Origin of the sequence: Desulfuromonas sp. AOP6, from assembly GCF_009731355.2 — a bacterium.
Lineage (GTDB): Bacteria > Desulfobacterota > Desulfuromonadia > Desulfuromonadales > SZUA-540 > SZUA-540.
Window position 1 is genome coordinate 2185801 of record NZ_AP022810.1, and the last position, 25700, is coordinate 2211500.

Sequence of the window (25700 nt, forward strand, 5' to 3'; positions counted from 1 at the left end):
GGAAGAGTCAAACAGAGCCTATTGCTGGGATACGGCACCGGCCAGAGTGACGTTCACTGTGCGCTCCCGGGATTCGTTTTTCAGGGTAACGATGCCTGAAGACGAGGCAAATCCCCGGTTGTTGAAGGTGACGACATTGCCGAAATTGGTGGACGTCAGCGACACCCCTTTAGGCATATCCTGCTGAGCCAGAATCCGTTCACCGCCGTCGCGCAGACTATTTCCGGCGGTGCCGCCGCCGCTGCCGTCATCGATAAAGACCATGTAACTGCCCACGCCGCCAGCAGGGGTATACGCACCGCTGACAAAACGGGCCACGACATTGACATTACTGGAGACCGCGGTCGACTTGCCCAATCGCAGAGCCGACAACAGGTCGCGGCTTACCGCCGAAAAGGCGGCATTCTTCATCCAGAGCGACACGTTGGGGATCGCGATGGTCATGACTATAGCCAGCAGGGCCATGGCAATGATTAGCTCGATCAGGGTAAAAGCTTTTTCGCTGGAGACATCCACAGTCATCTTCCCCTCGTCAAATAAGTTTAGAACCTGTGCCCACAGCTAAAGCAAAGACCATTCCAAAGGGGGAATAAACCGCAAGTGGCTGTTTTTATATGTTAATCATGAGAGGACTGGCGAAGGCACGCAAGGATCTACGCAAATTTTGCGCAGTCACATGCAGAGTTTTCATAGGAGGGTGTTAGAAAAATCAGGAGATATCGTATTCCCTGATTTTATAGATGAGGGCCCGCAGGCTGATTTCGAGCAGTCTGGCGGCGTGGGTCCGGTTGCCATCGGTCGCCTTGAGCGCCTTTTCGATGTACTCCCTTTCGAGTCGGCGGATGGCTGCTTTCAGGGAATAATTATCGCTGTGGTCACGGGATTTTCGCCGCGCTTCCCAGGGGAGAGCGCCTTTGTCGATTTCATCCCGCCGGCAGAAGATCATGGTTTTCTCAAGGAAGTTCTTCAGTTCGCGAACGTTACCCGGCCAGGGGTAGTCCTGCAGGGCGGCAAGAGCGTCCGACTTTAAATTGGGCACGCTTCTCCCCTCGCGTGAAGCAATCTGTCCTAAAAATCTCTCCGCCAGGGGTTGGAGGTCTTCGCGCCGCTCCCGCAGGGGGGGGATGTCAATCTCAACAACCGCCAGCCGATAGTAGAGATCATCCCGGAAACGTCCGCCAGCCGCTTCTTCGCGCAGGTCGCGGGCTGTGGCGGCCAGAACCCTTACATTAACTGACCGGGGACGGGTTTCGCCGACCCGCAGGATTTCTCCTTCCTGCAGGACACGCAACAGCTTGGGCTGCAGGTCCAGGGGCAACTCACCGATTTCATCAAGAAAGAGTACGCCGCCGTCGGCTGCACTGAACAGCCCCTGGCGCTCGCGGTCGGCGCCGGTAAAGGCCCCTTTGACATGGCCAAATAGTTCTGACTCCATCAGCCCCGAGGAAATGGCACCGCAGTTCACGGCGACAAAAGGCTTGTCGTGACGGCCGCTCCGGCTGTGCAGCGCCCTGGCGACCAGTTCCTTGCCCGTGCCCGTTTCCCCGGTGATCAGCACGGGAGAGGTGGAATCAGCAACGGCGTCCACCAATTCGAGCACCCGCGCCATGCCAGACCCGGCAAAGACAATTTCGTCCCTGAACTGGGTCTGGCTCAACTCTTTTTTCAGCTGCCGGTTTTCCTGCTGCAGGCGTAGACGCTCTTCCGCCTTTTTGACGGTCAGCAGCACTTCATCCGGCTTGAAGGGTTTGGATATGTAATCGTAGGCGCCCAGTTTCATGCATTCGATGGCGGTGTCGATTGCGCCATAGGCGCTCATGACGATCACCGTGGCCGGGTTGTTGGTGCGGCCCAGTTCACGCAGGAAGGTCATCCCATCCATTTCCGGCATGCGGATATCACAGAGGACCAGGTCAACCGTCGCGTGTGAAAGGATGTCCAATCCCTGTAGTCCCTGAGTGGCCTCCAGAACCACATAGCCCTCCTTTTCGAGAACCATACGCAGCATGTGCCGCATGGACCCTTCATCGTCCACAATCAGAATAGTGCGTTCTCTGGTAACCATGGTGTCCATCATCCCTGTTCCTTAAGCCATACAGTGAATACGCTTCCCCGGCCCGGTTCCGACTCAACATCGATCCGCCCGGCGGCTTCATCGATGATGCGGTGAGACACGGAAAGACCCAGTCCTCTGCCTTTGCCGGTGAATTTCGTAGTAAAAAAGGGGTCGAAAATATTGGCCTTAACCTCGGGAGCCATCCCCGTGCCGTTGTCCGCCACGGCAATCCAGACTGACTGGTCGGTGGTTCCGCCAGAAATACGGACCTCCCCATCGGCCGAGGTGGCATCACGGGCATTGAGCAGGAGATTGACAAAAACCTGCAACAGTTTGTGCCGAGGGATAAAGACCGCAGGGAGGCCTTCCGGGAGGTCGACCGCCAGCCGGCGGTCTTTCCATCCTCCCTGACTGCGCAGAATATCACAGGCATCCCGCGCCACCGCGGAAGGGTCGAGCCACTCCCCTTCACTTCGTCCAGGAGCCGCGTAGTCGAGCAGATCTTTGACAAGGCGGTTGATACGTTCGGCTTCTTCGAGGGAACGGCCAATGACGTCCGCTTCTCTCCCCTCGGGAAGTTCCTGTTTCAAAAAACCGAGATAGCCGATGATCGCCCCCAGAGGATTACCGATTTCGTGCCCCATGCCAGCAGCAAGGTGGCCGACGGAGGCCATCTTTTCCGACAGGATCAGCTCTCGTCTGGCCTGCTGCAAATCCCGGTTTGTCCGCTCCAGAACCTCAATATTGGCCTCGGTCTGGGCTCTGCTGTGGGACAAGGCCTCGATCATGGTGTTGAATGCGCCCGCCAGTTCGGCGATCTCACGGGGGCCGTCTTCCGACAGTTTGTGCTCCAGGTTGCCTTCGGCCACCTGGCGTGTGCTCTCGATCAGCATACGCACAGGCCGAATGACATTGCGACGCAGCAGAAACATCCCGAACAGCGCCAGAATTGCCCCATACAAACCAACATAGATCAATGCGACCCTTCTGGCTTCCAGGAGTTGCCGTGACACATCGTCCAGCGGGAACAGGGCCTGCATGGTGGCGACCCGCTGCCCTTCATGACGGACAGGCAATGTAAGGACAGCAAAGTTATCGGCGGAACCGGCAAAGGGAAGCAGAGAGGTGGAATAAGATACGGAGAACAGTGGCCCTTCCCCGTATCGCGCCAAGCCAAGATCGTCCTTGTAAAACATCAACCGACCGAAACGGTCGTCTTGAACAAGGGGCGCAAGGTCTCTGTCCAGGATCTGCCAGGCGGTCGCGCCCAACTGCGCCGGAAGCAGGCGCACAGGATGGTCGTCTTCGAAAGAGCCGGACGGGGCTTCCGCCATCTGGGCCAGATCGGGCGCCAAAGCCCTGGCCGTGGTCTGCAGTACCAGCGACGCCCCTGCCAGTCGCTGATCAAGGATCTGGGTTTCAGCGATTTTCAGAATGAGCAGACCGGAAAACAGGAGGGCGGCCCCCATCAACAACGCGATGCTGACCACAACCTCGGCCTGAAGGCCAAACCGCCTTTTACCCATGGGCCACCTTTAAAAAGTTCACCATATATCCGTTTGCGCCACCAGCGTTTTGAAGGGTATGATTTCCCATAGTCAAGAGAAGATCAAGCTGTTATGATGCCGATCATTTTATCCGGAAAGGATTTCTGCCATGCCCCGCATACCCGTTGTCGATCAGGATGAATGCATCAGCTGCGAAGTCTGTGTCAGCATCTGCCCCGAAGTCTTCCGCATGCAAGGCGAGGGAGATGATCATCACCACCATAAATCCTTCGTCTACAACCCCACCGGCGCCCCAGAGGAGAAGATTGAACAGGCCATGGACAACTGCCCCGCCGCCTGCATTCACTGGCAGGACTAGACGGATCGGGGATTCATCTTGGCCCCTGACCTGCGAGGCCAGCCTGTGACCTTGACCTCTAACATCCGCAAGCTCTACGCCTTTTCCTTTCTTAAGATGGCCCTCTTTCCCATGGCCATCATCACCCTGTTCTGGAAGGACCACATCGGGCTGTCGCTGAGCGAGATCCTGCTGCTGCAGGCCATCTTTTCGCTGGCGACCCTGCTGATGGAATACCCGTCGGGCTACCTGAGCGACCGCCTGGGCTACCGTCTCACCCTCAGCCTGGCCTCGCTGCTGGGCATCGCCGGCTGGAGCTGGTACACCGTTGCCGGCTCCTTCGCCGGCGTACTCGGGGCCGAAATCCTACTGGGCATTTCCTACGCCTTTATCAGCGGCGCCGACAGCGCCCTGCTCTTCGAGACGCTAAAGGCCGACGGCCAGGAGGAGCACTACGCCCGCTACGATGGCCGCATGACGGGTTACGCCCAGTTCGGCGAAGCGGCGGGCGCCATCTTTGCCGGCACCCTCTACGCTTTCGCTCCTTTGACCCCCTTCTTTCTGCAGATTGCCGTATGGGGGCTGGCTTTCGTCCTCACGCGCACCCTGCAGGAACCGCCACATCTACGCCAGGGAGCGCCCGCCGCCGGTCTGAGCGAGGCCATCCAGATCAGCCGCCACGCCCTGCTGGAAAATCACCGGCTGCGCTATGGCATTGCCCTGGCCGGCCTGCTGGGCCTGGCCTCCTTCATCCCCGTCTGGCTCATTCAGCCCGCCATGCAACTCAACGCCGTTCCCCTGGCCTGGTTCGGGCCGGTGTGGGCCGGAGCCAATCTGACCGTCGCCCTCTTCTCTCTGCTCAGCCACCGCCTCAGCTTCCACCTGGGCCATCGTGGCATGATCATCCTCTGCCTTTGTCTGGTGGTCGTCGGCTATGCCGGGCTGGGACTGGTGGAGAGTGTCTGGGGCTTCGTGTTCTATTATCTGCTGACCGCCATGCGCGGACTGCAGGGCCCGCTGCTACGCCACCACCTTCAAAAAGAAAGCCGCCCCGGCACTCGGGCCAGCATCCTGTCGCTCAAATCCCTCGTCTTTCGTCTGCTCTTTGTCGCCAGCAGCCCGCTGGTGGGCCGCCTGGCCGACAGCCAGGGCCTTTCCACGACCTTCCTAGTGCTGGCCGCCGCCTTTGCCCTGGTCCTGCTCCCCTTCGCGATCCTCTTTCTGCGCAGCCAAACAACCCCACCCGCCACAGTGAACGACTAACCGCCTCATGCCTCACGCCTCACCCTCTCCAGCAGGGACTGGGACAGGGAATAGAGCACCGGCACCACCACCAGGGTAAGCATGGTGGACACGGCCAGACCGAAGATCACCGCGATGGCCATGGGTCCCCACCACTCGACGGACTCTCCGCCGATTTCCCAGGTGAGGCTGCGAAAATCGAAACTCAGGCCAACGGCCATGGGCAGCAGGCCGAGGATGGTGGTCATGGCCGTGAGCATGACGGGACGGAAGCGCACGATCCCGGCGCGGATGAGGGCTTCGTTCAGTTCCAGTCCCTGCTTGCGCAGCTGGTTGATGTAGTCGATAAGCACGATGGCGTTGTTGACCACCACCCCGGCCAGGGAGATGACGCCGATGCCGGTCATGATGATGCCGAAGGGGGTCACAGTCACCAACAGACCGAAAAAGACACCGGACAGAGACAGGACCACCGAGGTCATGACAATGAGCGACTGGGACATGGAATTGAACTGCGTGACGAGAATCAACGTGATGAGGAAGACCGCCGCCATAAAAGCCTTGCCGAGAAAGGCGGTGGCCTTCTGCTGTTCTTCCTGCTCACCGGAGAAGTTGACGCGATAACCGGCCGGCAGGTCCAGAGTGGTCAAGCGATCCTGGACCTCGCGCAGCACTTCGTTGCTGTTGCGTCCATAGGTGTTGGCCGACAGGGTCACCACCCGCTTCTGGTTGAGGCGGCGGATGGAGCCGAAGCCGGTACTCAGTTCCACCTGGGCCACCGTCGACAGGGGGACGGGGGCGCCGGACATCGTGGGAACCAGCAGGTTCTCAATATCGCTGAACTCCTGGCGGCGGGGCTCCGGCAGGCGGGCGACGATATCATACTCGTCCTTCCCTTCGCGGTAGACGCCGAGCTTACTGCCGCTGATGGCCGCCTTGACGGTGCGGGAGATCTCGGCCGTTGACAGGCCGAGCAGACTGGCTTTTTCGCGGTCGACCATCACGCGTATCTCCGGCATGGCCATGGAGAAGTCGTCCTTCAGGTCAACCAGGCCGGGCACATCCTGAATGAGCGCCTTGGCCTGGGCGGCAAGCGCCCCCAGGGTCTCGACTTCCTCGCCGCTGATTTCGACGTTAACCGGCGGCCCCGTGGGAGGTCCTTCCTCCTGCTTTTCCACCTTGATTTCCGCGCCGGCGAAGGGCACGACGGTTTCGCGGATACGAGCGAGGACATCATTGGAGTTTTCCCGACGATCGTGGCGATCCTGAAAATCAAGGGAAATCTTGCTCATATGGGCCTGCCCCGTCGAGCCGCCGCTGTCGCCGCTCGAACCCACCCCCACTTCGGCGATAACATAGCGGATATCCGGCTCCTGCATGGCGACCTCTTCCACCGCCAGCGCCAGCGTGTTACTGGTATCGAGGTTGGCCCCTTCCGGCGCCTTGATCTCGACGAAGGCCCGGTTGGGCTCGGTGTCGGGGAAAAGTTCGACGCCATGGCCGTAGACGGCGTAGATGGCCATCAGCCCCACCAGAAAAATCACCGAGGCCAGCACGACCAGCCCTCGGAAACGCAAAGCCACCTCCAGCGTCCGGCGGTAGAGCCGCAGAATGAAGGGCTCGCGCTGTTCACCGGCACTTTGCGCGGGAGGCACCCGCATGAAGCTGGCGCACACGACAGGATTGATGACCAGGGCGACAAAGAGGGAGGCACTCAGGGTAACTATCAGGGTCAGGGGCAGGAATTTCATGAATTCCCCCATGATGCCTGGCCAAAAGAGCATGGGGAAAAAGGCGCACAGGGTGGTCAGGGTCGAGCTGATCACCGGCCAGCCTACCTCGGAAACGGCCTCCCTGGCGGCGTCGAGGCGGCCCTTGCCTTCCTGCATGTGACGGTAGATATTTTCGACAATAACGATGGCGTTATCCACCAGCATGCCCAGCGCCAGAATCAGGCTGAACAACACCACCATGTTGAGAGTGATGCCCAACGCCTGCAGAATGGTGAAGGAGAGCAGCATGGAATAGGGGATAGCCAGGGCGACAAACAGAGAGTTGGTGAAGCCCAGGAAGAGAAAGAGAACGAGGATAACCAGAATGAGACCGTTGAGGATATTGTTCTCCAACTCGGCGACGATGCGGCGGATGTCCTTGGACTGGTTGAGGGTAACGGCGAGCTGCACCCCTTCCGGCAGCAGGCGTTCCGCTTCGCCGAGCAGGGCAAAGACCTGATCGGCCACGGCAATGATGTTCTCCCCCGTACGCTTTTTGATGGAGAGGGTGACGCTGTCGCGGCCGTTGAGGCGGGCGTAGCTGGTGCGATCCTCGAAACTGTCGTGAACGGTGGTGACGTCCTTGAAATAGACGGGGCGGCCGTCACGGCTGACCAGGACCAGATTGTCGATCTGGGCGGGGTCGGTGAATTCACCCGGGATGCGCAGCAGATACTTGCCGCGGCCGATGTCGATACTGCCGCCGGGGATGTTGACGTTTTCCCGTTGGATGGCCGCTAGAATCTCTGAGAAAGAAAGGCGATAAGCAGCCAGGCGCTCAGGATCGAACTCCACCCGGATCTGCCGTTCGCGGGCCCCGGCCAGCACCACATCAAGCACTCCGGGGATCTCCTCAATGCGATCCTCCAGTTCTTCCGCCACGGCCTTGAGAACCCGCTCGTCGACATGCCCCGAAACGGCCACGGAGAGAATAGGGAATTCGGCGAGGTTGATTTCGAGGATGGAAGGATCGTCCTCCAGGTCGTCGGGCAATTCGCCCTTGGCCTGGTCGACCTTGTCGCGTACCCACTGCAGGGCGTTTTCGATATCCACATCGGGCGTGAACTCGATGGTAATCATGGAGGAGCCTTCGGCGCTGACCGAGCGGATTTCCTCCACGTTCTTCAAGCCTTTGAGCTTGCGTTCGATGGGCAGGGTAATAAGAGTCTCGATGTCGGCTGGAGCCACCCCTTCATAGATGGTCTGCACCAGCACGTAGGGCACCGTGATATCGGGAGTCGATTCCCGTGGCAGCGTCAGATAGCTGGTGAGCCCGCTGATGACCACAATAACCATGAGGGCAAAGACGGTGCTGCGGCGGCTGATGGCGGCATTGGTGATAAGCATGTCAGTCGCCTGCCACCTTGACTTTGGCTCCATGGGTCATGAGCTGCTGCCCTTTGACGACCAGACGCTCCCCGGCCTCTACCCCACTGAGGATGACCACTTTATCACCGATGACGGCCCCCAGTTCAACGGGACGACGAAAGACGGCTCCCCCTTCTTCGACAAAAAGAAACTTCTGCCCCTCCCTTTCGACGACAGCGTACAGCGGTACCGCCAGCACATCGGGAAGACTGCGGCGCACGATGCGGGTGCGCACGATCATACCGGGGCGAAGCAGTCCGGTGCCATTGCTTACCTCTATTTTAGCGAGGTATGTCTTGGTCGAGGCGTCGGCTTTATAGGCCAGATGGATGATCTTTCCCGGCAACACGATCTGCGGCAAACCTTCAATGGCCGCCTGCTCGATGCGAACCTGGTCGCCAATCTTAACAAAGGCCACATCTTTTTCCGGCACCTCGATGAGCACTTTCAGGCGATCGATCTGAATGACGACGGCCGCAGCGGTACCCTCCTTGACATATTCCCCCCGATCCACCAGCAGACGATCGAGCCGGCCGGTCACAGGAGTTCGCAGAGCGCTTTTTTCCAGGGTAGTTCGCAGGCGCTTGAGCTCGGCGTCGGCCACGTCAAAGGCATTGATGGCCGTGTCGAACTCCTGGGCGCTGACGAAGTTCTGTTCACGCAGGCGCCGAATCCGCTCCAGCTCTTTCTGACGCAGGCGATAATCGGCCTCGGCCCGTTCCAGGCTGGTCTCCAGAATGTCCGTGTCCATATGCAGGATCGTCGCCCCCGCCTTGAGCTGATCGCCTTCCTGCGGGCCGATCTGCCTGACGGTGCCAGCGACTTCAACGGAGAGGGTCAGATCCTCCCAGGCTTCCAGCGTGCCCGGCAGGGTGAAGGTCTCTTCGAGGTTTTCCGGCTGCAGTACCTGCACCTCTACCGTGGGGATCTGCCCGGGACGCTCGGCGGCAGTGAACGTTTGCGGATTCTCCTTATCGCTGCAGCCCAACAGCAGCGCCAGAGACAACAGGGTCAAAGACCACCTGACCGGCAGCCCATACCGCCCTTTTTCAGGGGCTGAGGCTTGACTGCGATGGCAAAAATCGACTTTCATGCTTTATCCAATGATGATAATGAATAGATAAAATTAAAGTTGCTGCAAAACCCGCGCACAGGTGCGTATTATTGATTACAGGCTGACAGGGGTCAAGACAAAACCTGAAGAGATAAAAGGAGTTTTCTGTTGGACCTGATGAGAATTTTCAACACCTATTACCCGCCGGGCACCAAGGCCCACGACATCCTGCTGCGCCACAGCCGCAAGGTGACCGAGAAGGCCGGCCTGATTGCCGAAAAACTCGGCAGCAGCCGCGTCAACCTGAAGTTCGTGCAGGAAGCGGCCTTCCTGCACGATATCGGCATCTGCCGGACCCACGCCCCCGAACTGGGCTGTCACGGCGACCTGCCGTATCTGGCCCACGGCTACAAAGGTCGGGAACTGCTGGAAGAGGAAGGCTTCCCCCGGCATGCCCTCGTCTGCGAACGTCATATCGGAGTGGGCCTGACGGCAAGGGAGATCGAGCGAGACAAGCTGCCCCTGCCCGTACGGAACATGGTACCCAAATCCCTGGAGGAAGAGATCGTGGCCTACGCCGATCTCTTCTTTTCCAAAAACCCGCTGGAGAATGACGAGGAACGGTCGGTGGAGGCCGTCCGCCAGAGCCTGGAGCGCTTCGGTCGCGACAAGGTGATCGTCTTCGACCAGTGGCACCGCTATTTTTCCACCGGCGTGCCTGTCTGAGAAAGGACTGTGGATGGAAGACTGGCTGCAGGAGCTCTTTGCCTGGCTGCCGCAGGGCGGCAGTTACTATCTGCTTATCGCCTTCATCTCCCTCTTTGAATCCATCGTCGGCATCGGTCTGCTCATGCCGGGGAGTGTGCTGGTGGTCTTCGCCGGGTTCCTGGCCGCCAGCGGCAAAGGGGCGATCCTTCCCTTGATGGGGAGCGCCGCCTTCGGCGCCCTGCTTGGCGACTTGCTCAGCTTCTGGCTGGGAGCGAGGCTGGGGGCTCAGCTCATGAGGCGCCCCTTCCTGCATAAGCGTCGCGCCCTGGTCCACCGGGCGGAAGCTTTTTTCGCCACGCATGGCGGCAAAAGCGTCTTTATGGGGCGCTTTACCGGCCCCATCCGCGGTTTCATCCCCTTTGTCGCCGGCAGCTCTCGCATGCGGGCGCTGCCCTTTGTCCTCTATACGCTGATCAGCGCCATCCTCTGGGGTCTCTGCTATCCGGGACTGGGCTACCTCGGCGGCGCCAGTTGGCAGCAGGTCCGGCGGCTGACCGGGCAGCTGAGCCTGGCGGTGACGGCCTTGGTGGTGCTGCTGATTCTCAATGGCCTCTTCTGGAAAAAGTTGGCGCCGCGGCTGGTCGACCTGGGCACGCGCGGATGGTTGCGGCTGCGACGACAGGGTGAACGGCTTTTGCAGGGACCGACGGCGCAACGGTTGCAGCGCCGCTATCCCCTGCTCTGGCAGTTTCTGGCCGACCGTTTCAGCCTGCGCAAAGGGGCCGGTCTCTACCTGACCACGGGGCTGCTTTTCAGCGCCCTCTTCGCCGCTCTCTTCGTCGGACTGACCAACGCCATGCACATCCGGGAGCCTCTCTTTCGCTTCGATCTGTGGGTTTACGCGGAAGTGTCCAAGCTGAAGCATCCCGTAGCCGACGCCTTCTTCATGGCGGTCACCACTCTGGGCAGTGCGGGAGCCGTGCTTATGCTGGCGCTGCTGGCCCTGTTCTGGCTGATGCTTTACCAGCGTTTTTTTTCGGCCACGATCCTCGCAGCCGGCACGCTGGGGGGTGAACTGCTCGTCTTTGCCCTCAAATTCGTCTTCGACCGTCCCCGCCCCGTCCCCCTGCTGCCCCACCTGGAGCCATTCAGCGCAAGCTTCCCCAGCGCCCACGCTTTTGTCGCCCTGGTCTTTTATGGATTATTGACCTATATGCTGCTCGACCATATCCGCGATTGGCAGTCGCGCGCGGTTCTGCTTTTTTGCGGCAGCTTCGTTGCCCTGCTCATCGGCTTTAGCCGCATCTATCTGGGCGTTCACTGGCTCAGTGACGTGCTGGCGGGCTTTGCCCTGGCGGCCATGTGGTTGACCTTTCTTATCACTGCCTCCGAAATTCGCCGCCGCTACGCCGGCGAATTTCCCTGGCATTCGCACTGGCCGCCCCTACAATTCCCTCGGGGGATACGGCTGGTGCTCCTGAGCCTGGGGATTGCCGCTGCAATAGGCGGCGTCACCCTGCTCATCCGTGCCCAATTGCTGCAAATGGGCTGGCCCTGAGACGTCAACTGTGATAGAGAATGAAGCCGAAAAACCCGACTCTTACCTAACGCATAAAAGGAATAGCCATGAATATACGCATGCCTGCCGAATGGGAGAGACAGGACGGCGTCCTGCTGGCCTGGCCGCACCAGGACAGCGACTGGGAGCAGCACCTGGATGTGGTCGAACCGGTCTTTCAGCGGCTCGCCACCGAGATCAGTCGTTTTGAGCGCGTCATTATTGTCGCCCCAGACGTCGAACGCGTCCGCACGCAACTCGCCCGCACCGACGCGGACATGACGCGCATCCGCCTCTACACTATTCAAACCAACGACACCTGGTCGCGGGATTTCGGGGCCATCACGGTCCTGCGGGACGGCGCCCCCGTCCTTCTCGACTTCGGGTTCAACGGCTGGGGCCTCAAGTTCGCCGCCCATTACGACAATCAGGTTAACCAGGCGCTGGCCAAAGACGGCGCTTTCGGCTCCATACCCCTTGAAATCCCCGGGCTCATTCTCGAAGGAGGCAGCCTGGAAAGCGATGGCTGCGGCACCCTGCTGACCACGGCGGAATGCCTGCTGAACCCCAACCGCAATCCGCATCTCTCCCGGCCGGAAATCGAGACCCGGCTGAAGGCGCTGTTGGGATTCAACCACTTTTTATGGTTGGAAAACGGTTATCTTGCAGGCGACGACACCGACTCGCACATCGACACCCTGGCTCGACTCTGCCCCGACGATACCATCGTCTACGTAACCTGCGACGATCCCGTCGATGAGCATTTCGAGGCCCTCAAGAAAATGGAGGCCGAGCTGCAAACCTTCCGTACGCGGGACGGCGCGCCCTACCGCCTGCTCCCCCTGCCCTGGCCGCGGGCCGCCTACGACGAGGACGGTGAGCGTCTGCCCGCCACTTACGCCAATTTCCTGGTCATCAACGGAGCCGTGCTGGTACCGACCTATGAGGATGCCCGGGATGAACAGGCGCTGCAGGTCATCGCCGAGGCCTTCCCCGGCCGCGAAATCATCGGCGTCAACTGCCTGCCGCTGATTCTGCAGCACGGTTCCCTGCACTGCGTCACCATGCAGTTTCCCGAAGGAGTTCTGCCATGAAAAATCTCACCGTCGGACTGGTTCAGCAGTCCTGCAGCGCCGACCGCGAGGCCAACGTGCGCGCCAGTATGGAGGGGATCCGCCGCGCCGCCGATCAGGGTGCCGAGCTCGTCGTGCTGCAGGAGCTGCACACGGGGCTGTACTTCTGCCAGAGCGAGGACACCGCCTGCTTCGATCAGGCCGAGACCATTCCGGGTCCGTCGACGGAAGAATTAGGCGCCCTGGCCAGAGAGCTGGGCATCGTGCTGGTGACTTCTCTTTTTGAAAAGCGAGCGCCGGGACTCTATCACAACACAGCGGTGGTGCTGGAGAAGGACGGCTCCATCGCCGGCATCTACCGAAAAATGCACATCCCCGATGACCCCGGCTACTACGAAAAATTCTACTTCACCCCCGGGGATCTGGGCTTTACCCCCATCGATACGTCCGTCGGTCGTCTGGGTGTACTCGTCTGCTGGGATCAGTGGTATCCGGAAGCTGCCCGCCTCATGGCCATGGCCGGCGCCGACCTGCTGATCTACCCCACAGCCATCGGCTGGGATCCCCGTGATGACCAGGAGGAACAGCAGCGGCAGCTGCAGGCCTGGGTCACCATTCAACGCAGCCACGCCGTGGCCAACGGCATCCCCGTCATCAGCGTCAACCGTGTTGGCTTCGAGTCCGCTCCAGAAGAGACAGGTGCCGGCGCCCAGTTCTGGGGACACAGCTTTGTGGCCGGCTGTCAGGGAGAAATCATCGTGCAGGCGGGTGAGCGGGAAGAAGTTTTGCTGGCCGACCTGGACAGGGAACGCAGTGAGTCAGTGCGGCGCATCTGGCCTTTTCTGCGGGATCGGCGCATTGACGCCTACGCTGAGTTGACCAGGCGCTACCGGGACTAAGGCATCAGTTTTTCAGAAAACAGGGGATTTTCAATATCGGAAAACCAGCCCCAGATTCAGGGCAAGGGAGGTCCAGCAGACCTCGTGAAGGCGCGTGGAGGCGACAGTGCCATCGGTGAGATAGATGAGATCCGTGCCATCCTCGGCGCGCCAGTCACCGTAGGCCAGGACCAGCTCCAACCCCCAACGCGAATCCAGGGCGTATTTCCCCGTTACTTCGCCAACCAGGCCATATCCCGTCGCCTCCTGGACAAAGCTTTTGGGATGCTGCATATCGCTGCGAAGATTCCAGTTCGCTTCGGCCCGGAAGTCGACCAGATGGAGTTCCAAACGCCCGGCAAGAGAGAAGCGCTCTACGGGGGAAAAGACCATTTCCACGCCCGTCCAGGGTCCGTGCCACTGGGTCTCATAGGTGCTGTCCAACCCAGGAAAAGGGCCGAGGGCAGGGACAGTCACCTCCCCTGCCCCGAAAAACTGGTCAGCAAGATCCTGTTCGGAAAGGACCTGCACTCCATCGTGCAGGGTCAGGTTCTGCGCGTGGTAGGAATAGCCGAGCAACGGCGTGATACGTAAGCGCCCACTGGCCAGAGGAAACTGCGGGCCACCGGCCAGAGACAGATCAAACACCTCGCCCTTATCCGCCGCGTTCTCGGAGCGGGACCACTCGTCCCCGCGGTCCGGGCCGGCATAATCCGAGTCGCGATTCTCCCCATCGATAATCCAGCCGTAGCCGGCGCTGGCCCGCAAAGCAACGTCAAAAGCTCCGCGCGGACGCTTCCATACGTAATGGCCATATCCCTGCACCTGAAAAATCTCAAGATCATTCCAGTGTAGCTCAGAAAGCACATCCAGCCCCCCGCCGCCAATACTCCAGCGCAGGTCGTCCTGGCGCAACCCTGAACGCAGTCCGAAGTCTGCCTCGCCTGACCACACGGACGTCGTCGGGAGCAAAGCGAGAATCGTCACGACAACAGCAGAAAGCAGCCTGAGTTTCATCAAGATAAAACCTCTCCGGCTTGGGATTCTCTTTTTATAGTAACCCAAAGAAGTATGCAGACAACTGACGATTTTTCGTTGGAAACATTTGACAATACCCCCCGGATATGGTTTTTCTAGGGCCGCAAAGGAGTTTTGACATGTCACCTAAAAAATCACTGATTAGCTATTCTATCTTCTGGAACTGCGGTCTCATCCTTATCGGCTCCTTCATTCAGGCTATCGGCTTTAAAGCCCTGGGTGAGCCGCAAGGCTTCGTTCCCGGGGGACTGTTCGGCATCTCAACCCTGATCTACTACAAAACAGGTTTTTCCAATACCGGCCTTATCTATCTCGTTCTCAATGTTCCCATGTTTATTTTGGGATATATCTTTATTTCCAAACGTTTTCTGAGCTACAGTTTTCTTTCCATGCTCACCCTGTCCCTGTCTTTCATGGTGATCGATTTTCAGATCAACTTGACGGACCAACTCTATGCCGCCGTGACCTTCGGCGTCATCGTTGGGGCGGGGGCCGGCATAGTCCTGCGTTCACTCGGCTCGAACGGCGGCCTCGATGTGGTGGGAGTCATCCTCAATCAGAGATTCAACCTCGGTCTGGGCAAGTTCTATTTCTTCTTCAACTGCGCCCTTTTTACCTTCAGTTTCGCCGCCCTGGATAACGATCTGGTCATCGCCTCGATGATCGCCGTCTTCATCACCTCGGTGACCGTCGACTACTGCCTTTCCCTCTTCAACCAGCGCAAGCTGGCGCTGATTATTTCAGAAAAGCCTCAGGAGATCGCCGATCAGGTCATGTCGCACATGAAAATAGGGGCGACCTTCCTGCCCGCCATCGGCGCCTATCATCGCAAGGAAAAAACCGTGCTGATGGTGGTCATCAACAACATTCAACTCAAACGATTAGAGGAGATCGTCTTCACCAGCGATCCCTACTCCATGTTCATTGTGGAAAACACCTTCAATGTGCTGGGCTCGACTTTTTCAAAGCGCAAAATCTACTAGAGTCAGCGCAACAGGTCGACACGAAAGCGCAGACGAAGAAATTCCAGGAAATTTTTGACTTCTTCCAGGGCCAGCCGGAACCGACCGCGCTCCATGCGGTTGAGGTCTTCAAGGGAGATATAGTTGGTCGGCGTCTCTCCCCGGCGAATGGACGCGACCTGACCGCGAAGTCGCTGGAACACGAGATAATTGAAACTGGCTTCGATATCGGCGGCCATCCTGGAATCGAGAACACCCGCTGCCACAAGGGCGTTGATACGGTCGCGAGTGCCGCCATCAAGTATCCCAGCCTGCAGGGAAAGCACTTTCACGCCTTCGGTGAGGGCAAATATCCCAGCTTTTTTCACATCCACCAGCCCTTGATGCGGTCCTTTTTTTTCAACCTTGATCCGCCCGAACCACCCAAAGGGTGGACGAAACCCCTGCACATTCAGCGCGGCTCGCGCCAAAAAGACTTCATTTTTGCGGATATTGTTGAAAATATGTTCTTTCAGAGCCTTTTCCAGAGAGGGATCACCATAGAGTGTGCGCAGATCGAAAAACATGCTCCCCTTGAGAATGTTTTCTGAGCTTATGTTACCCAGCCAGCCGTCGAGTTCCTGCCGCCATGCCTGCAGGCTTCGACGCCAGGGGGGATTTTTGGCCATAATGCCTCCCGGACAAGGAGGCACACCGGTCTCTATAAGGGCGTCGATAAGAACCTGGGAAAACTCCTCAAGCCGCCGCACCTGGTCATCAGAAAGATGGTCGGCATAAACGATGGCATTGTCCTGATCGGTGGTCAGAGTCTGTTCATGCCGCCCTTCGCTGCCCAGCACGATAAAGGCAAACTCCTGCGGGAGATCGGCGAATTGATCCCGGCGCAGCAACGCGATCAGACGCAGCAGGAGCTGATCGTTGAGCTGGGCGATAAGCCGCACCAGATCGGGCGTCTTAACACCAGTGCCGGTAAGATGGACGACCAGTTCATTGATGCGGGACCGTAAAATACGCAGATCAGCCAGACTTTCGGCCTCCTCGATGTCGCGAACCATTTTGTGGGGAGAGCGCGTCTGCAATTGCAGAATGTCGGAATCGGTAAGGATCCCAATCAGGCGGCCGTTGGCATCAACGACTCCCAACCGATGGATGCCCTGGCGGGACATACGGTAAAGGGCCTCAAAGAGCAACTCATCCTCTCCGATCACGATCAGCGGGCTGCTCATGATTTCTGACACCGAGAGCCTGTTCGGATCCACTCCACGCGAGACGACCTTGTTGCGCAAATCCCGGTCGGTGACAATCCCGACTGGCGCCTCGTCTGCCGTCACCACGATGCTGGAGACATTCTTCTTTCGCATGACGTCCACGGCACTTACCAGCGCGTCATCGGGCAGACAGGTCACAACTTCACGTTGGCAGACAGCCGCAATCGGCAGGAAGAAAACGTTAGCCTCTGGCATGGCGGATCCTTTGTACGGACAAGGTGAAGAGACAGGCCTCAGTCGATTACAGTCACTTGCTTAATGACGATCGGCTCCTTGGGAACATCGTCATAACCAGCCATTTTGGTGGTCGCCTGCTGTTCGATCGTATAGACGACATCCATACCATCGACCACCTTGCCAAAAACGGCATAGCCGAAGTTGTCTGGGTCGGTGCCGGTGTTGTCGAGGAACTTGTTGTCATCGGTATTGATGAAGAACTGGGCCGTGGCGCTGTCCACTTCCTGTGTGCGCGCCATGGCGACAGTACCGGTTTTATTCTTGAGCTTGTTCCTGGCTTCGTTCACAATCGGTTCACGGGTGGGCTTTTCCTGCATTTCGGAGGTCAAGCCTCCTCCCTGCACCATAAAACCTTTGATAACACGGTGAAAAATGGTGCCGTCATAGTGACCAGCCTGGGCATAGGTGATAAAGTTCTCGACGGACACAGGGGCTTTTTCGATGTCCAGTTCGAGGATGATTTCACCAAGGGATGTTTCCATCTGAATAAGAGGGTTAGACTGACTCACGGGATGACTCCTTCAGTTTTAGTGTGTTCTGTCGGGAAAGTATAGGTAAAGCATCGCGCTGAGGCAAGCGGTTAGAGGAGAATAGTCGGCGATGACTCCGGTTACAGGTTCTTTTCCAGCAGGAGGGGCGACAAGGGCAGTCCTCCTGATCATCTGGCTCTTTTTGGCCGGCTGCATGCCGAATCGCGCTTTAACTCCGGCAGCAGGCGTGGGCACGACTCCATTCGAGGACCCCATCGCAGGCATGTTGGACGGATTTCCTCCAGCCTCCCTAGGAACAATGGGTTACAGTATCCAGGTCGGCGCCTTTGCCAGCCTCGAGAATGCCGTGCGTCTTGAAGCAAACCTGACGGCCCAGGGGGTTGACGCCTACTACTTCCGCGACGAATCAGGCTTGTACAAGGTCCGTTTCGGCAATCACTCCCACTATGCCGAAGCGCGCGGCGAAGCAGAGCGCCTGCGCAATCGTGCTGTCATTAGCGATTTCTTCATCGTCATACCGGAAGACTATGCCCACAACCGTATCCAGCGCAGTGGCCAGGGGGATCTGGGAACCGAACTGGTCAGAACGGCTCAGCGCTTTATCGGAGTCCCTTATCGGTGGGGTGGTGAGGATCATGAAAATGGTTTCGACTGCAGCGGGCTGACCATGGTCTGCTATCGTTTGAACGGTCTCAACCTGCCGCGTAACTCACGCAGTCAATACCAGGCGGGGGTACCGGTGCAGCGACACGCGCTAAAGCAGGGCGACCTGGTCTTTTTCGCTACGCAGGGCGGCCAGCGGGTCACCCATGTAGGGCTCTACATCGGCGGAGGACAATTCATCCATGCCCCCCGCACCGGCAAGACCGTTCGCACCGAGAACCTTTCCAACAGCTTTTTTACCCGCACCTTTGTGGGTGGGCGCCGTTACTTCTGAGTTACACCTCCCGACCTCTTCAGAGCACCAATAACAAAGCCCCTGCCGAAGGTTTCCGGCAGGGGCTTTGTCGTGGTCCAAAAGAGTCCGGCAGAGTTATTTGCCGTATCCTTCCATTTCATCAAACTGCAGGTACTTGTAAACCTGATCAACCTTTGGAGCCACCTTCTCCTGGTAGACGGCCAGATACTCAGCCGGCGTGGGGAGCTTGCCCAGGTTGGTGATCACGGCGCCGAGTTCCGCGCTGCCGAGATACACCTTGGCACCATTGCCGATACGGTCATCAAAGTTACGGGTTGAGGTGGAGAACATGTTCACTCCATCAGGTACCCGGGCCTGGTTACCCATGCACAGGGAGCAGCCGGCGATCTCGATACGGGCGCCAATGGCACTGTAGATGGAGAAGAGCGCCTCGTCCTTGAGCTGCTGCTGATCCATGCGGGTCGGCGGGCAGATCCAGGTGCGGACAGCCGGGTTGAACTTCTGGCCGCGCCAGATTTCGGCAGCGGCGCGGAAGTGACCGATATTGGTCATGCAGGAACCGAGGAAGACATCCTGGATCGGTGTGCCGGCCACTTCGGAGAGGAGCTTGACATCATCGGGATCGTTGGGGCAAGCCAGGATCGGCTCGGTGATCTCGGCCAGATCGATTTCGATGACGGCAGCGTATTCGGCCTTGGCATCGGCCTTGAGCAGTTTGGGATTCTTGAGCCATTCATTGACGGCGTCGATGCGGTTCTGCAGGGTCTGCGGATCCTGGTAGCCCTCTTCGATCATCTTCTTCATCAGGGCCACGTTGGAGCGCAGGTAAGCGCAGACGGAATCTTCGGAGAGCTGGATGCAACCGGCGGCGGCAGAGCGCTCGGCGGCGGCGTCGGTCAGTTCGAAAGCCTGTTCAACGGAGAGCTCAGGCAGACCTTCCATCTCGAGAATACGGCCATTGAAGATGTTCTTCTTGTTCTTCTTGGGCACGGTCAGCAGGCCCTGCTTGATGGCCCAGTAAGGGATGGCATTGACAGCGTCACGCAGGGTGATGCCAGGGTTGAACTTGCCCTTGAAACGGACCAGCACGGACTCAGGCATGTCCAGAGGCATGAAGCCCATGGCGCCAGCGAAAGCCACCAGGCCGGAACCGGCCGGGAAGCTGATGCCAATGGGGAAGCGAGTGTGGGAATCGCCGCCGGTGCCGACGGTGTCAGGCAGCAGGAGGCGGTTCAGCCAGCTGTGGATGACGCCGTCACCGGGACGCAGCGCGACACCGGCACGCTCGGCGATAAACTGGGGCAGGGTCTTGTGCATCTTTACGTCCGCCGGCTTGGGATAAGCGGCAGTGTGGCAGAAGGACTGCATGAACATGGGGGACTGGAACCTGAGGCAGGCCAGTTCCTTGAGCTCATCAGCGGTCATGGGGCCGGTGGTGTCCTGGGAGCCGACCGTGGTCATTTTGGGCTCACAGGCGGTGCCGGGCAGTATCCCATCGACGCCGCAGGCCTTGCCGACCATTTTCTGGGCCAGGGAGTAGCCTTGGCCGGCCTTGGGGACAGGGTTCACCGGTTGTGTGAAGATGTCGGATTCGGGCATGCCGAGAGCGGCCCGGGCTTTAGCGGTCAGGGCGCGGCCAATGATCAGGGGAATGCGGCCCCCCGCGCGGAACTCATCGGGAACTGTGTTCGGCGTAATCTCGAAGGTCGTGATAACCTTGCCAGCCTCGTCAGTCACTTCACCCTTCTTGGTATTGATGACGATGACGTCGCCGGTGTTCATTTCCGTCACGTCCATCTTCAGCGGCAGGGCACCGGAATCCTGAGCGGTATTAAAAAAGATCGGCGCAATGACGCTGCCGATGATGACACCACCGGTCTTCTTGTTGGGAACGGCAGGAATTTCGTTACCGATATGCCAGAGAACGCTGTTGCAGGCGGATTTACGGGAAGACCCGGTGCCCACCACGTCGCCGACAAAGGCAACTTGGAAACCTTCTTCACGGAACTTGGCGATGGTCTCCAGCCCACCGGGGAAGCGGGTCTTGCCCATGGCCAGAGCATGGAGAGGAATATCGGGGCGGCTCCAGGCATCACCAGCAGGCGAGAAATCGTCAGTATTGATCTCACCTTCCACCTTAAAAACTTTTACCTTGATGGTTTCAGGCATGGCCGGCTTGTTGGTAAACCACTCGGCTTTGGCCCAGGACTCCATGACTTTCTTGGCGGCGGCATTGGACTTGGCCAGTGCGGCGACTTCATCAGAGGCATCGTACACAAGGGTGATGCCGGACAGAGCTTTGGCCGCTTCGTCTGCGAGTTCGGCGTCTTTGAGGGCGTCAACGAGGGGCTTGACGTTGTAGCCGCCCATCATGGTGCCGAGAATACGGACGGCCTCTTTTTTATCGAAAAGAGGGGTTTTAGCCTGGCCTTTCAGAACTTTCGCCAAAAAGTCAGCCTTGACTTCGGCAGCGGGGTCCACGCCGGGAGAAATCCGCTCCGTAAACAAATGCTTAAGAAAATCCTCTTTACCCTTAGGTGGATTCTGCAGCAGCTCACACAGTTGCTGGGTCTGCTCGGGATTCAGGGGAAGCGCGGGGATGCCCTGGGCATTCCGCTCGGCTTCATGCTTTAGATAAGCGTCGATCATCTCTCTCCTCCTCAAATTATTGCGGCCTCTTTTCGCCAGTTGGCATAACCGCTATTCACACGGTGTCCCGGTTGCGAAGCCTGCGAATTCCAGCTTCATCCAGGCGCATTTTCCATACTAAAACTTGCATACTGTATACGATTTACAAAGCCCTTGTCAACGTCCAACTCCGACAGCTGGCGTTACTTAAAATAGCTCACAACGCAACTCCCTACCATTTTTCCCTTTATTTTGGCCTGTGGTCCAGAATCTCGCAGTGCGACACATTCTGTCACGGAAATGACCTAGTCTTTATTCAAATAAAGGAGGCCGTCATGTTTGAAATACTCATGCTCATCGGTTTTTTTTCAGCGGTTTTGAGCACATTGATCAGTCATTCGCCCAAACAAGATCCCTTCGCTCAGAGGCCTGTGCGACCAAAAAAACAAAAAGCTCGTTCTCGAAAAAAGGCGAAAACTTCAAATCCACCCAACGCCGAAACAATATTCCGACCACGTTTAAAAAAGGTGGCCTATTAAAAAAAAACGCCCGGAGGCATAAAGCCCCCGGGCGTTTTTAATGGGACAACAGCAAGAATCTACTTCATGAGATCTTTGACTTTTTCATAGCCGAGAGCATAGGCTTTCTTGTTCAGATCAAGAAAAGCTTCAGGCACGCGAGCCAGAACAGCCTTTTCGCCGGCCTCGCGAGAGACCGCTCCCGTCAGGGCAATCATGGCACCAAGAGCCACCACGTTGGCGACGATTTCACGACCAAGATCCTCTTTGGCAGTGCGGGTAATGGGGAATTTGTAAATCTTGAAGTCCCCTTGGGGCTCGTTTTTAACAAAGTCCGAGTCGAGCAGCAGAACTCCGCCAGGCTTGATGCCATTGGCGTACTTGTCGGCAGACTCCTGCGTCATGGCCAGGCAGGCGTCGACAATGGTAGCCTTGGGGTAGTCAATGGGTCCGTCGGAGATAATAACCTCGGACTTGGAAGCGCCACCACGGGCTTCCGGACCGTAGCTCTGGGACTGAACGGCGTGCTTGCCTTCGATGATGGAGGCCGCTTCAGCCAGAATGATACCGGCGGTGATCAGCCCCTGACCACCGGCGCCGGAAAATCGAATTTCAAATCTTTCAGACATCGATCCTTCTCCTTATTCGCTGGATAATCAGGCGCCCTGCGCCTTGGCGATAACCTGGGCATACTGCTCGCAGTACTCGGGCTTTTCTTCTTTGTAGAGAACGCCGGTGAGTACTTTCCCTTCAAGCTGCTCCGCCGTCATCTTGCTGGCGGCCGCCACGGGAACGGCAATATCCTTGAGACGCTTCATCATATCGACGACGCTGCGGAATTTATTGCGGCGACCATAGGTAGTGGGGCAATCGTCGAGCACTTCGATAACGGCCATCCCCTTATGCTTGATGCCTTCAGCGATCAGCTTGTCAATCTGGGTAGCATGAAAAGCGGTGGTACGGGCCACAAAGGTCGCACCAGCGCCGATAGCCAGTTTGCTGATGTCAAAAGTCGGGTCAGGGTTACCATAGACCGTAGTAGAAGCCTTGGCACCGGTCGGGGTGCAGGGAGAAAACTGGCCACCGGTCATGCCGTAAATGCTGTTGTTGAAAATGACATAGGTCATGTCGATATTACGGCGGCAGGCATGGATGAAGTGGTTCCCGCCGATGGCAGTACCATCGCCGTCACCGCCGACACAAATTACATTCATCTCAGGTTTGGCCATTTTAACGCCGGTAGCAAAGGCGGCAGCACGGCCGTGAGCGGTGTGCAAGGTGTTGAAGTCCACATAACCGGGGAGACGGCTGGCACAGCCAATACCGGAAACGATAGCGGTATTGTTCTTGTCGAGACCGCAAATGTCGATGGCCCGGATCAGGCCCTTCATGGCAATCCCGTGGCCGCAGCCGGGGCACCAGATGTGGGGCAATTTACCGGGGCGCAGATATTTATCGTAATCGAAAGCCATGTTACTTAACCTCCTTGACTTTATCAATGATCTGGCCGGGGTTGATCGGCTCGCCGTCGACGCGACCTAGAAACCCAATCTCACAGGCCCCTTTGGCAACGCGCTCGACCTCAAGCACCATCTGGCCGAGGTTCATTTCAGGAACAATGATGGCTTTGGCCTGTTTGGCCAGCGCGGCAACCCGTTTTTCGGGGAAAGGCCACAAGGTTATGGGACGGAAGAGACCGGCCTTGATACCTTCCTTGCGCAGTTCGTTGACAGCGTAACGAGCCGAACGGCTGGTAGAGCCATAGGCGAAGATAACAATTTCTGCGTCTTCAGTCAGGTACTCTTCGTTCTTCTCGATGTCGGCCTGAGCCGCATCAACCTTGCGGATCTGGCGACGCTGCTCGTCATCCACCAGGCTGGCCTTAGTGGTCGGGAAGCCGTCCTGGGCTTTGTTCAGACCGGTAACATGGAAGCGATATCCTGTACCGAAAGCTGCCAAGGGAGGCACGTCACCGAAAGAGGTGTCAAAAGGCTTGTACTCCTCGGGGGGTACAGTCGGGCCCTGACGGTCAATCACTTCGAGATCACCCGGCTCGGGGAACTCGATACGCTCGCGGCTGTGGCCGACGATTTCGTCAAAGAGCACCTGCACAGGCATGCGGTATTTCTCGGCGAGATTGAAAGCCCGCACCGTCTCCGAGAAGATCTCCTGGCAGGAAGCAGGCACCAGAGCAATGGCGGCATGGTCGCCGTGGGTACCCCATTTGGCCTGCTGAACATCAGACTGTCCGGGACCAGTCGGCATACCCGTGGAAGGACCACCGCGCATAACGTTGATGATGACACAGGGCACCTCGGCGATGCAGGCATAGCCGATGAGTTCCTGTTTCAAGGATACGCCGGGACCAGAAGTCGCGGTCAGGACCTTGGCCCCAGTGAGGGAAGCGCCGATAACCGAGGCCATAGCCGCGATTTCGTCTTCCATTTGGATAAATTTCCCTCCGACCTTGGGAAGTTCAACAGACATGACTTCCGCAACCTCGGTAGAGGGGGTGATGGGGTAGCCGCCGAAGAATTTGCAACCGGCGTACAGAGCGCCTAGTGCACAAGCTTCGTTCCCCTGCAACAGAGCAACTTTCTTAGCCACGTTAACCGACCTCCTAAAATTTGAAATTAATCTTTGAAGACTTTGATAGCAAAGTCGGGGCACCGCAATTCGCACTGCATGCAGGCGATGCAGGCCTCGGGCTTGGCAACCTTCACCAGAAAGGCATCCATTTCCAGGACCTTAGTGGGGCAGAACTCCACACAGATGCTGCACCCTTTGCAGTACCTTTCGATCACTTCCACTCTCGGACTGCTCATTACCGCTTTTCTCCTTTGCGAGTTTTTACCGCGCATAACGCGGCCGGACAAAACGTTACCAGAATCTACAATGCCCTGAAATTGGATCAGGGACAAACCCACTGGATCATAATTCTTGAGAAATAATTTTAACTAGCAAAAGCAGGCAAACACTGTTTCCACCCCAAAAACCGGTGCAGTATACACATTTTATCCAATAATTCAAATGCAAAAGAAGGGCAATGTTGCCATTGCCCTTCTTTTGCAACAATCACTGGAACTTGGATTACTTCATGCTGTCAACGAGGCCTTTAACAGCAGCAACGGACTTGTCCATCATGGCCTGTTCTTCCGCGTCAAGCTTGAAGGAAATGATGCGTTCAATGCCCTTGGCGCCGAGAACGCAAGGCACGCCAACATAGTATCCTTTGACACCGAACTCACCGTTAAGCAGAGCACAGGTGGGCAGAACACGCTTCTGGTCTTTCAAAATGGACTCAGCCATGGCGATGGCGGAGGAAGCAGGACTGTAGAAGGCACTGCCTGTTTTGAGCAGGGCAACAACCTCACCGCCGGCTCCGCGGGTCCGCTTAACCATGGCTTCCATGACTTCTTTGGCCTTGGCAGCGCTGCCATATTTCTGCTCCAGCAGTTCCATTACGGGAATGCCTTTGACACTGGCATAACGAACCAGGGGAACCATGTCGTCGCCGTGTCCGCCCAGAGTCATGGCGGTAACGTCCTTGACGGAAACGCCGAGCTCCCAGGCAATAAAAGACTCGAAGCGGGCAGAGTCAAGGACGCCGGCCTGACCCATAACGCGCTCAGCCGGGAAGCCGGTAACCTTCTGGCAAAGGGTAACCATGGCATCGAGGGGGTTCGAAATGACGATGACGAAGGCTTCAGGGGCGTTGTCGCGGATACCCTCGGCCACCTGGGTCATGATTTTGGAATTGACTTCGATCAGGTCGTCACGGCTCATACCAGGCTTACGGGGAAGACCGGCGGTGACGATGACAACATTGGCCCCGGCGATATCTTTGTAGTCGTTGGTCCCTTTCAGGTTGACGTCGAAACCGTCAACAGGGGAAGCCTCGGCGATGTCGAGCATCTTGCCCTGGGGCAATCCCTCGACGATATCAAACAACACTACGTCACCAAGCTCACGCAGGGCGCAGAGCTGAGCCAACACACCACCAATTTGCCCACCACCAATCAATGCAATTTTCGGTCTAGCCATTGTCTCTCTCCTCATCGTTGGAAAATTAGAGTGGGACGGGG

Annotated in this window: 23 protein-coding genes; 9 read left to right on the plus strand and 14 right to left on the minus strand. The window is 57.8% G+C overall.

The features are described from left to right. Positions 1-18: 18 nt before the first annotated feature. The 3 genes from AOP6_RS10250 to AOP6_RS10260 form a co-directional block, all read right to left on the minus strand. Entirely contained in the window at positions 19-522 is a 504-nt protein-coding gene (locus tag AOP6_RS10250) for a GspH/FimT family protein (RefSeq protein ID WP_155876642.1), read from the minus strand. Between the two features lie 187 nt (positions 523-709). Continuing rightward, positions 710-2077 (minus strand): sigma-54 dependent transcriptional regulator, encoded by a 1368-nt coding sequence (locus AOP6_RS10255; RefSeq protein ID WP_275950969.1) that lies wholly within the window; start codon positions 2075-2077, stop codon positions 710-712. Further along, positions 2074-3582: an ATP-binding protein gene (locus AOP6_RS10260; RefSeq protein ID WP_155876643.1), complete on the minus strand. Its 1509-nt coding sequence runs from the start codon at positions 3580-3582 to the stop codon at positions 2074-2076. The genes AOP6_RS10255 and AOP6_RS10260 overlap by 4 nt, the downstream gene beginning before the upstream one ends. Before the next feature lie 130 nt (positions 3583-3712). Between AOP6_RS10260 and AOP6_RS10265 the strand changes: the two genes are divergently transcribed. Beyond that, a complete protein-coding gene (locus tag AOP6_RS10265) occupies positions 3713-3922 on the plus strand; it encodes a ferredoxin (RefSeq protein WP_155876644.1) in 210 nt (69 codons plus the stop codon). A 45-nt stretch (positions 3923-3967) separates the two neighbouring features. Continuing rightward, the gene (locus AOP6_RS10270; protein WP_225897275.1) at positions 3968-5164 is read left to right on the plus strand and encodes an MFS transporter; all 1197 of its coding nucleotides are present in this window, start codon (positions 3968-3970) and stop codon (positions 5162-5164) included. Positions 5165-5169: 5 nt separating this feature from the next. On the opposite strand, the gene AOP6_RS10275 is transcribed toward AOP6_RS10270, so the two are convergent. Beyond that, on the minus strand, positions 5170-8262 hold the full coding sequence (locus AOP6_RS10275; protein ID WP_155876645.1) for an efflux RND transporter permease subunit: 3093 nt from the start codon (positions 8260-8262) through the stop codon (positions 5170-5172). 1 nt (position 8263) lies between these two features. Next, positions 8264-9376 (minus strand): efflux RND transporter periplasmic adaptor subunit, encoded by a 1113-nt coding sequence (locus tag AOP6_RS10280; protein WP_155876646.1) that lies wholly within the window; start codon positions 9374-9376, stop codon positions 8264-8266. 138 nt (positions 9377-9514) lie between these two features. Between AOP6_RS10280 and AOP6_RS10285 the strand changes: the two genes are divergently transcribed. From AOP6_RS10285 to AOP6_RS10300, 4 genes are all read left to right on the plus strand, one after another. Next, positions 9515-10063 carry an HD domain-containing protein gene (locus AOP6_RS10285; protein ID WP_155877707.1) on the plus strand — a complete coding sequence of 183 codons (549 nt, stop codon included), beginning with the start codon at positions 9515-9517 and terminating at the stop codon, positions 10061-10063. Between the two features lie 13 nt (positions 10064-10076). Then, positions 10077-11603: a bifunctional DedA family/phosphatase PAP2 family protein gene (locus AOP6_RS10290; RefSeq protein ID WP_155876647.1), complete on the plus strand. Its 1527-nt coding sequence runs from the start codon at positions 10077-10079 to the stop codon at positions 11601-11603. 68 nt (positions 11604-11671) lie between these two features. Further along, positions 11672-12697 carry an agmatine deiminase family protein gene (locus AOP6_RS10295; RefSeq protein WP_155876648.1) on the plus strand — a complete coding sequence of 342 codons (1026 nt, stop codon included), beginning with the start codon at positions 11672-11674 and terminating at the stop codon, positions 12695-12697. Continuing rightward, positions 12694-13575, plus strand: coding sequence for a carbon-nitrogen hydrolase (locus tag AOP6_RS10300; RefSeq protein WP_155876649.1), 882 nt, complete (start codon positions 12694-12696; stop codon positions 13573-13575). Before AOP6_RS10295 ends, AOP6_RS10300 begins: the two co-directional genes overlap by 4 nt. Positions 13576-13605: 30 nt before the next feature. Here the strand turns inward: AOP6_RS10300 and AOP6_RS10305 are convergent, their stop codons facing one another. After that, on the minus strand, positions 13606-14571 hold the full coding sequence (locus tag AOP6_RS10305) for a hypothetical protein (RefSeq protein ID WP_225897384.1): 966 nt from the start codon (positions 14569-14571) through the stop codon (positions 13606-13608). Between the two features lie 140 nt (positions 14572-14711). On the opposite strand from AOP6_RS10305, the gene AOP6_RS10310 reads away from it, so the two are divergent. Further along, positions 14712-15575: a YitT family protein gene (locus tag AOP6_RS10310; RefSeq protein WP_155876651.1), complete on the plus strand. Its 864-nt coding sequence runs from the start codon at positions 14712-14714 to the stop codon at positions 15573-15575. Between the two features lie 2 nt (positions 15576-15577). Here AOP6_RS10310 and AOP6_RS10315 read toward each other — a convergent pair whose 3' ends face one another. Further along, a complete protein-coding gene (locus AOP6_RS10315) occupies positions 15578-17017 on the minus strand; it encodes a DUF294 nucleotidyltransferase-like domain-containing protein (protein WP_155876652.1) in 1440 nt (479 codons plus the stop codon). A 38-nt stretch (positions 17018-17055) separates the two neighbouring features. Further along, complete coding sequence (locus AOP6_RS10320) at positions 17056-17541, minus strand: peptidylprolyl isomerase (RefSeq protein WP_155877708.1); 486 nt, start codon at positions 17539-17541, stop codon at positions 17056-17058. A 307-nt stretch (positions 17542-17848) separates the two neighbouring features. Here AOP6_RS10320 and AOP6_RS10325 point away from each other — a divergent pair, with 307 nt between their 5' ends. Beyond that, a complete protein-coding gene (locus tag AOP6_RS10325) occupies positions 17849-18487 on the plus strand; it encodes an NlpC/P60 family protein (RefSeq protein ID WP_155876653.1) in 639 nt (212 codons plus the stop codon). Positions 18488-18583: 96 nt separating this feature from the next. Here the strand turns inward: AOP6_RS10325 and acnB are convergent, their stop codons facing one another. After that, entirely contained in the window at positions 18584-21118 is a 2535-nt protein-coding gene (gene acnB, locus AOP6_RS10330) for a bifunctional aconitate hydratase 2/2-methylisocitrate dehydratase (RefSeq protein WP_155876654.1), read from the minus strand. A 314-nt stretch (positions 21119-21432) separates the two neighbouring features. Here acnB and AOP6_RS10335 point away from each other — a divergent pair, with 314 nt between their 5' ends. Continuing rightward, a complete protein-coding gene (locus AOP6_RS10335; protein WP_155876655.1) occupies positions 21433-21636 on the plus strand; it encodes a hypothetical protein in 204 nt (67 codons plus the stop codon). A gap of 59 nt (positions 21637-21695) precedes the next feature. Here AOP6_RS10335 and AOP6_RS10340 read toward each other — a convergent pair whose 3' ends face one another. The 5 genes from AOP6_RS10340 to mdh form a co-directional block, all read right to left on the minus strand. After that, on the minus strand, positions 21696-22244 hold the full coding sequence (locus AOP6_RS10340; protein WP_155876656.1) for a 2-oxoacid:acceptor oxidoreductase family protein: 549 nt from the start codon (positions 22242-22244) through the stop codon (positions 21696-21698). 27 nt (positions 22245-22271) lie between these two features. Beyond that, positions 22272-23087 carry a 2-oxoacid:ferredoxin oxidoreductase subunit beta gene (locus AOP6_RS10345; RefSeq protein WP_155876657.1) on the minus strand — a complete coding sequence of 272 codons (816 nt, stop codon included), beginning with the start codon at positions 23085-23087 and terminating at the stop codon, positions 22272-22274. Position 23088: 1 nt separating this feature from the next. Next, positions 23089-24222 carry a 2-oxoacid:acceptor oxidoreductase subunit alpha gene (locus AOP6_RS10350; protein WP_155876658.1) on the minus strand — a complete coding sequence of 378 codons (1134 nt, stop codon included), beginning with the start codon at positions 24220-24222 and terminating at the stop codon, positions 23089-23091. A gap of 26 nt (positions 24223-24248) precedes the next feature. After that, positions 24249-24440, minus strand: a complete 192-nt coding sequence (locus AOP6_RS10355; RefSeq protein ID WP_155876659.1) for a 4Fe-4S binding protein — start codon at positions 24438-24440, stop codon at positions 24249-24251. 265 nt (positions 24441-24705) lie between these two features. Further along, positions 24706-25659 (minus strand): malate dehydrogenase, encoded by a 954-nt coding sequence (gene mdh / locus AOP6_RS10360; protein WP_155876660.1) that lies wholly within the window; start codon positions 25657-25659, stop codon positions 24706-24708. Positions 25660-25700 lie beyond the last annotated feature (41 nt).

What these genes read in the sequence shown, in the direction of transcription:
- AOP6_RS10280 (WP_155876646.1), bottom strand. Translation starts at nt 9,376, where the DNA reads ATGAAAGTCGATTTTTGCCATCGCAGTCAAGCCTCAGCCCCTGAAAAA.
- AOP6_RS10265 (WP_155876644.1), top strand. Translation starts at nt 3,713, where the DNA reads ATGCCCCGCATACCCGTTGTCGATCAGGATGAATGCATCAGCTGCGAA.
- AOP6_RS10345 (WP_155876657.1), bottom strand. Translation starts at nt 23,087, where the DNA reads ATGGCTTTCGATTACGATAAATATCTGCGCCCCGGTAAATTGCCCCAC.
- AOP6_RS10320 (WP_155877708.1), bottom strand. Translation starts at nt 17,541, where the DNA reads ATGGAAACATCCCTTGGTGAAATCATCCTCGAACTGGACATCGAAAAA.
- AOP6_RS10250 (WP_155876642.1), bottom strand. Translation starts at nt 522, where the DNA reads ATGACTGTGGATGTCTCCAGCGAAAAAGCTTTTACCCTGATCGAGCTA.
- AOP6_RS10335 (WP_155876655.1), top strand. Translation starts at nt 21,433, where the DNA reads ATGTTTGAAATACTCATGCTCATCGGTTTTTTTTCAGCGGTTTTGAGC.
- AOP6_RS10295 (WP_155876648.1), top strand. Translation starts at nt 11,672, where the DNA reads ATGAATATACGCATGCCTGCCGAATGGGAGAGACAGGACGGCGTCCTG.
- AOP6_RS10255 (WP_275950969.1), bottom strand. Translation starts at nt 2,077, where the DNA reads ATGATGGACACCATGGTTACCAGAGAACGCACTATTCTGATTGTGGAC.
- mdh (WP_155876660.1), bottom strand. Translation starts at nt 25,659, where the DNA reads ATGGCTAGACCGAAAATTGCATTGATTGGTGGTGGGCAAATTGGTGGT.
- AOP6_RS10355 (WP_155876659.1), bottom strand. Translation starts at nt 24,440, where the DNA reads ATGAGCAGTCCGAGAGTGGAAGTGATCGAAAGGTACTGCAAAGGGTGC.
- AOP6_RS10340 (WP_155876656.1), bottom strand. Translation starts at nt 22,244, where the DNA reads ATGTCTGAAAGATTTGAAATTCGATTTTCCGGCGCCGGTGGTCAGGGG.
- acnB (WP_155876654.1), bottom strand. Translation starts at nt 21,118, where the DNA reads ATGATCGACGCTTATCTAAAGCATGAAGCCGAGCGGAATGCCCAGGGC.
- AOP6_RS10310 (WP_155876651.1), top strand. Translation starts at nt 14,712, where the DNA reads ATGTCACCTAAAAAATCACTGATTAGCTATTCTATCTTCTGGAACTGC.
- AOP6_RS10325 (WP_155876653.1), top strand. Translation starts at nt 17,849, where the DNA reads ATGGGTTACAGTATCCAGGTCGGCGCCTTTGCCAGCCTCGAGAATGCC.
- AOP6_RS10285 (WP_155877707.1), top strand. Translation starts at nt 9,515, where the DNA reads ATGAGAATTTTCAACACCTATTACCCGCCGGGCACCAAGGCCCACGAC.
- AOP6_RS10315 (WP_155876652.1), bottom strand. Translation starts at nt 17,017, where the DNA reads ATGCCAGAGGCTAACGTTTTCTTCCTGCCGATTGCGGCTGTCTGCCAA.
- AOP6_RS10305 (WP_225897384.1), bottom strand. Translation starts at nt 14,571, where the DNA reads ATGAAACTCAGGCTGCTTTCTGCTGTTGTCGTGACGATTCTCGCTTTG.
- AOP6_RS10260 (WP_155876643.1), bottom strand. Translation starts at nt 3,582, where the DNA reads ATGGGTAAAAGGCGGTTTGGCCTTCAGGCCGAGGTTGTGGTCAGCATC.
- AOP6_RS10300 (WP_155876649.1), top strand. Translation starts at nt 12,694, where the DNA reads ATGAAAAATCTCACCGTCGGACTGGTTCAGCAGTCCTGCAGCGCCGAC.
- AOP6_RS10290 (WP_155876647.1), top strand. Translation starts at nt 10,077, where the DNA reads ATGGAAGACTGGCTGCAGGAGCTCTTTGCCTGGCTGCCGCAGGGCGGC.
- AOP6_RS10275 (WP_155876645.1), bottom strand. Translation starts at nt 8,262, where the DNA reads ATGCTTATCACCAATGCCGCCATCAGCCGCCGCAGCACCGTCTTTGCC.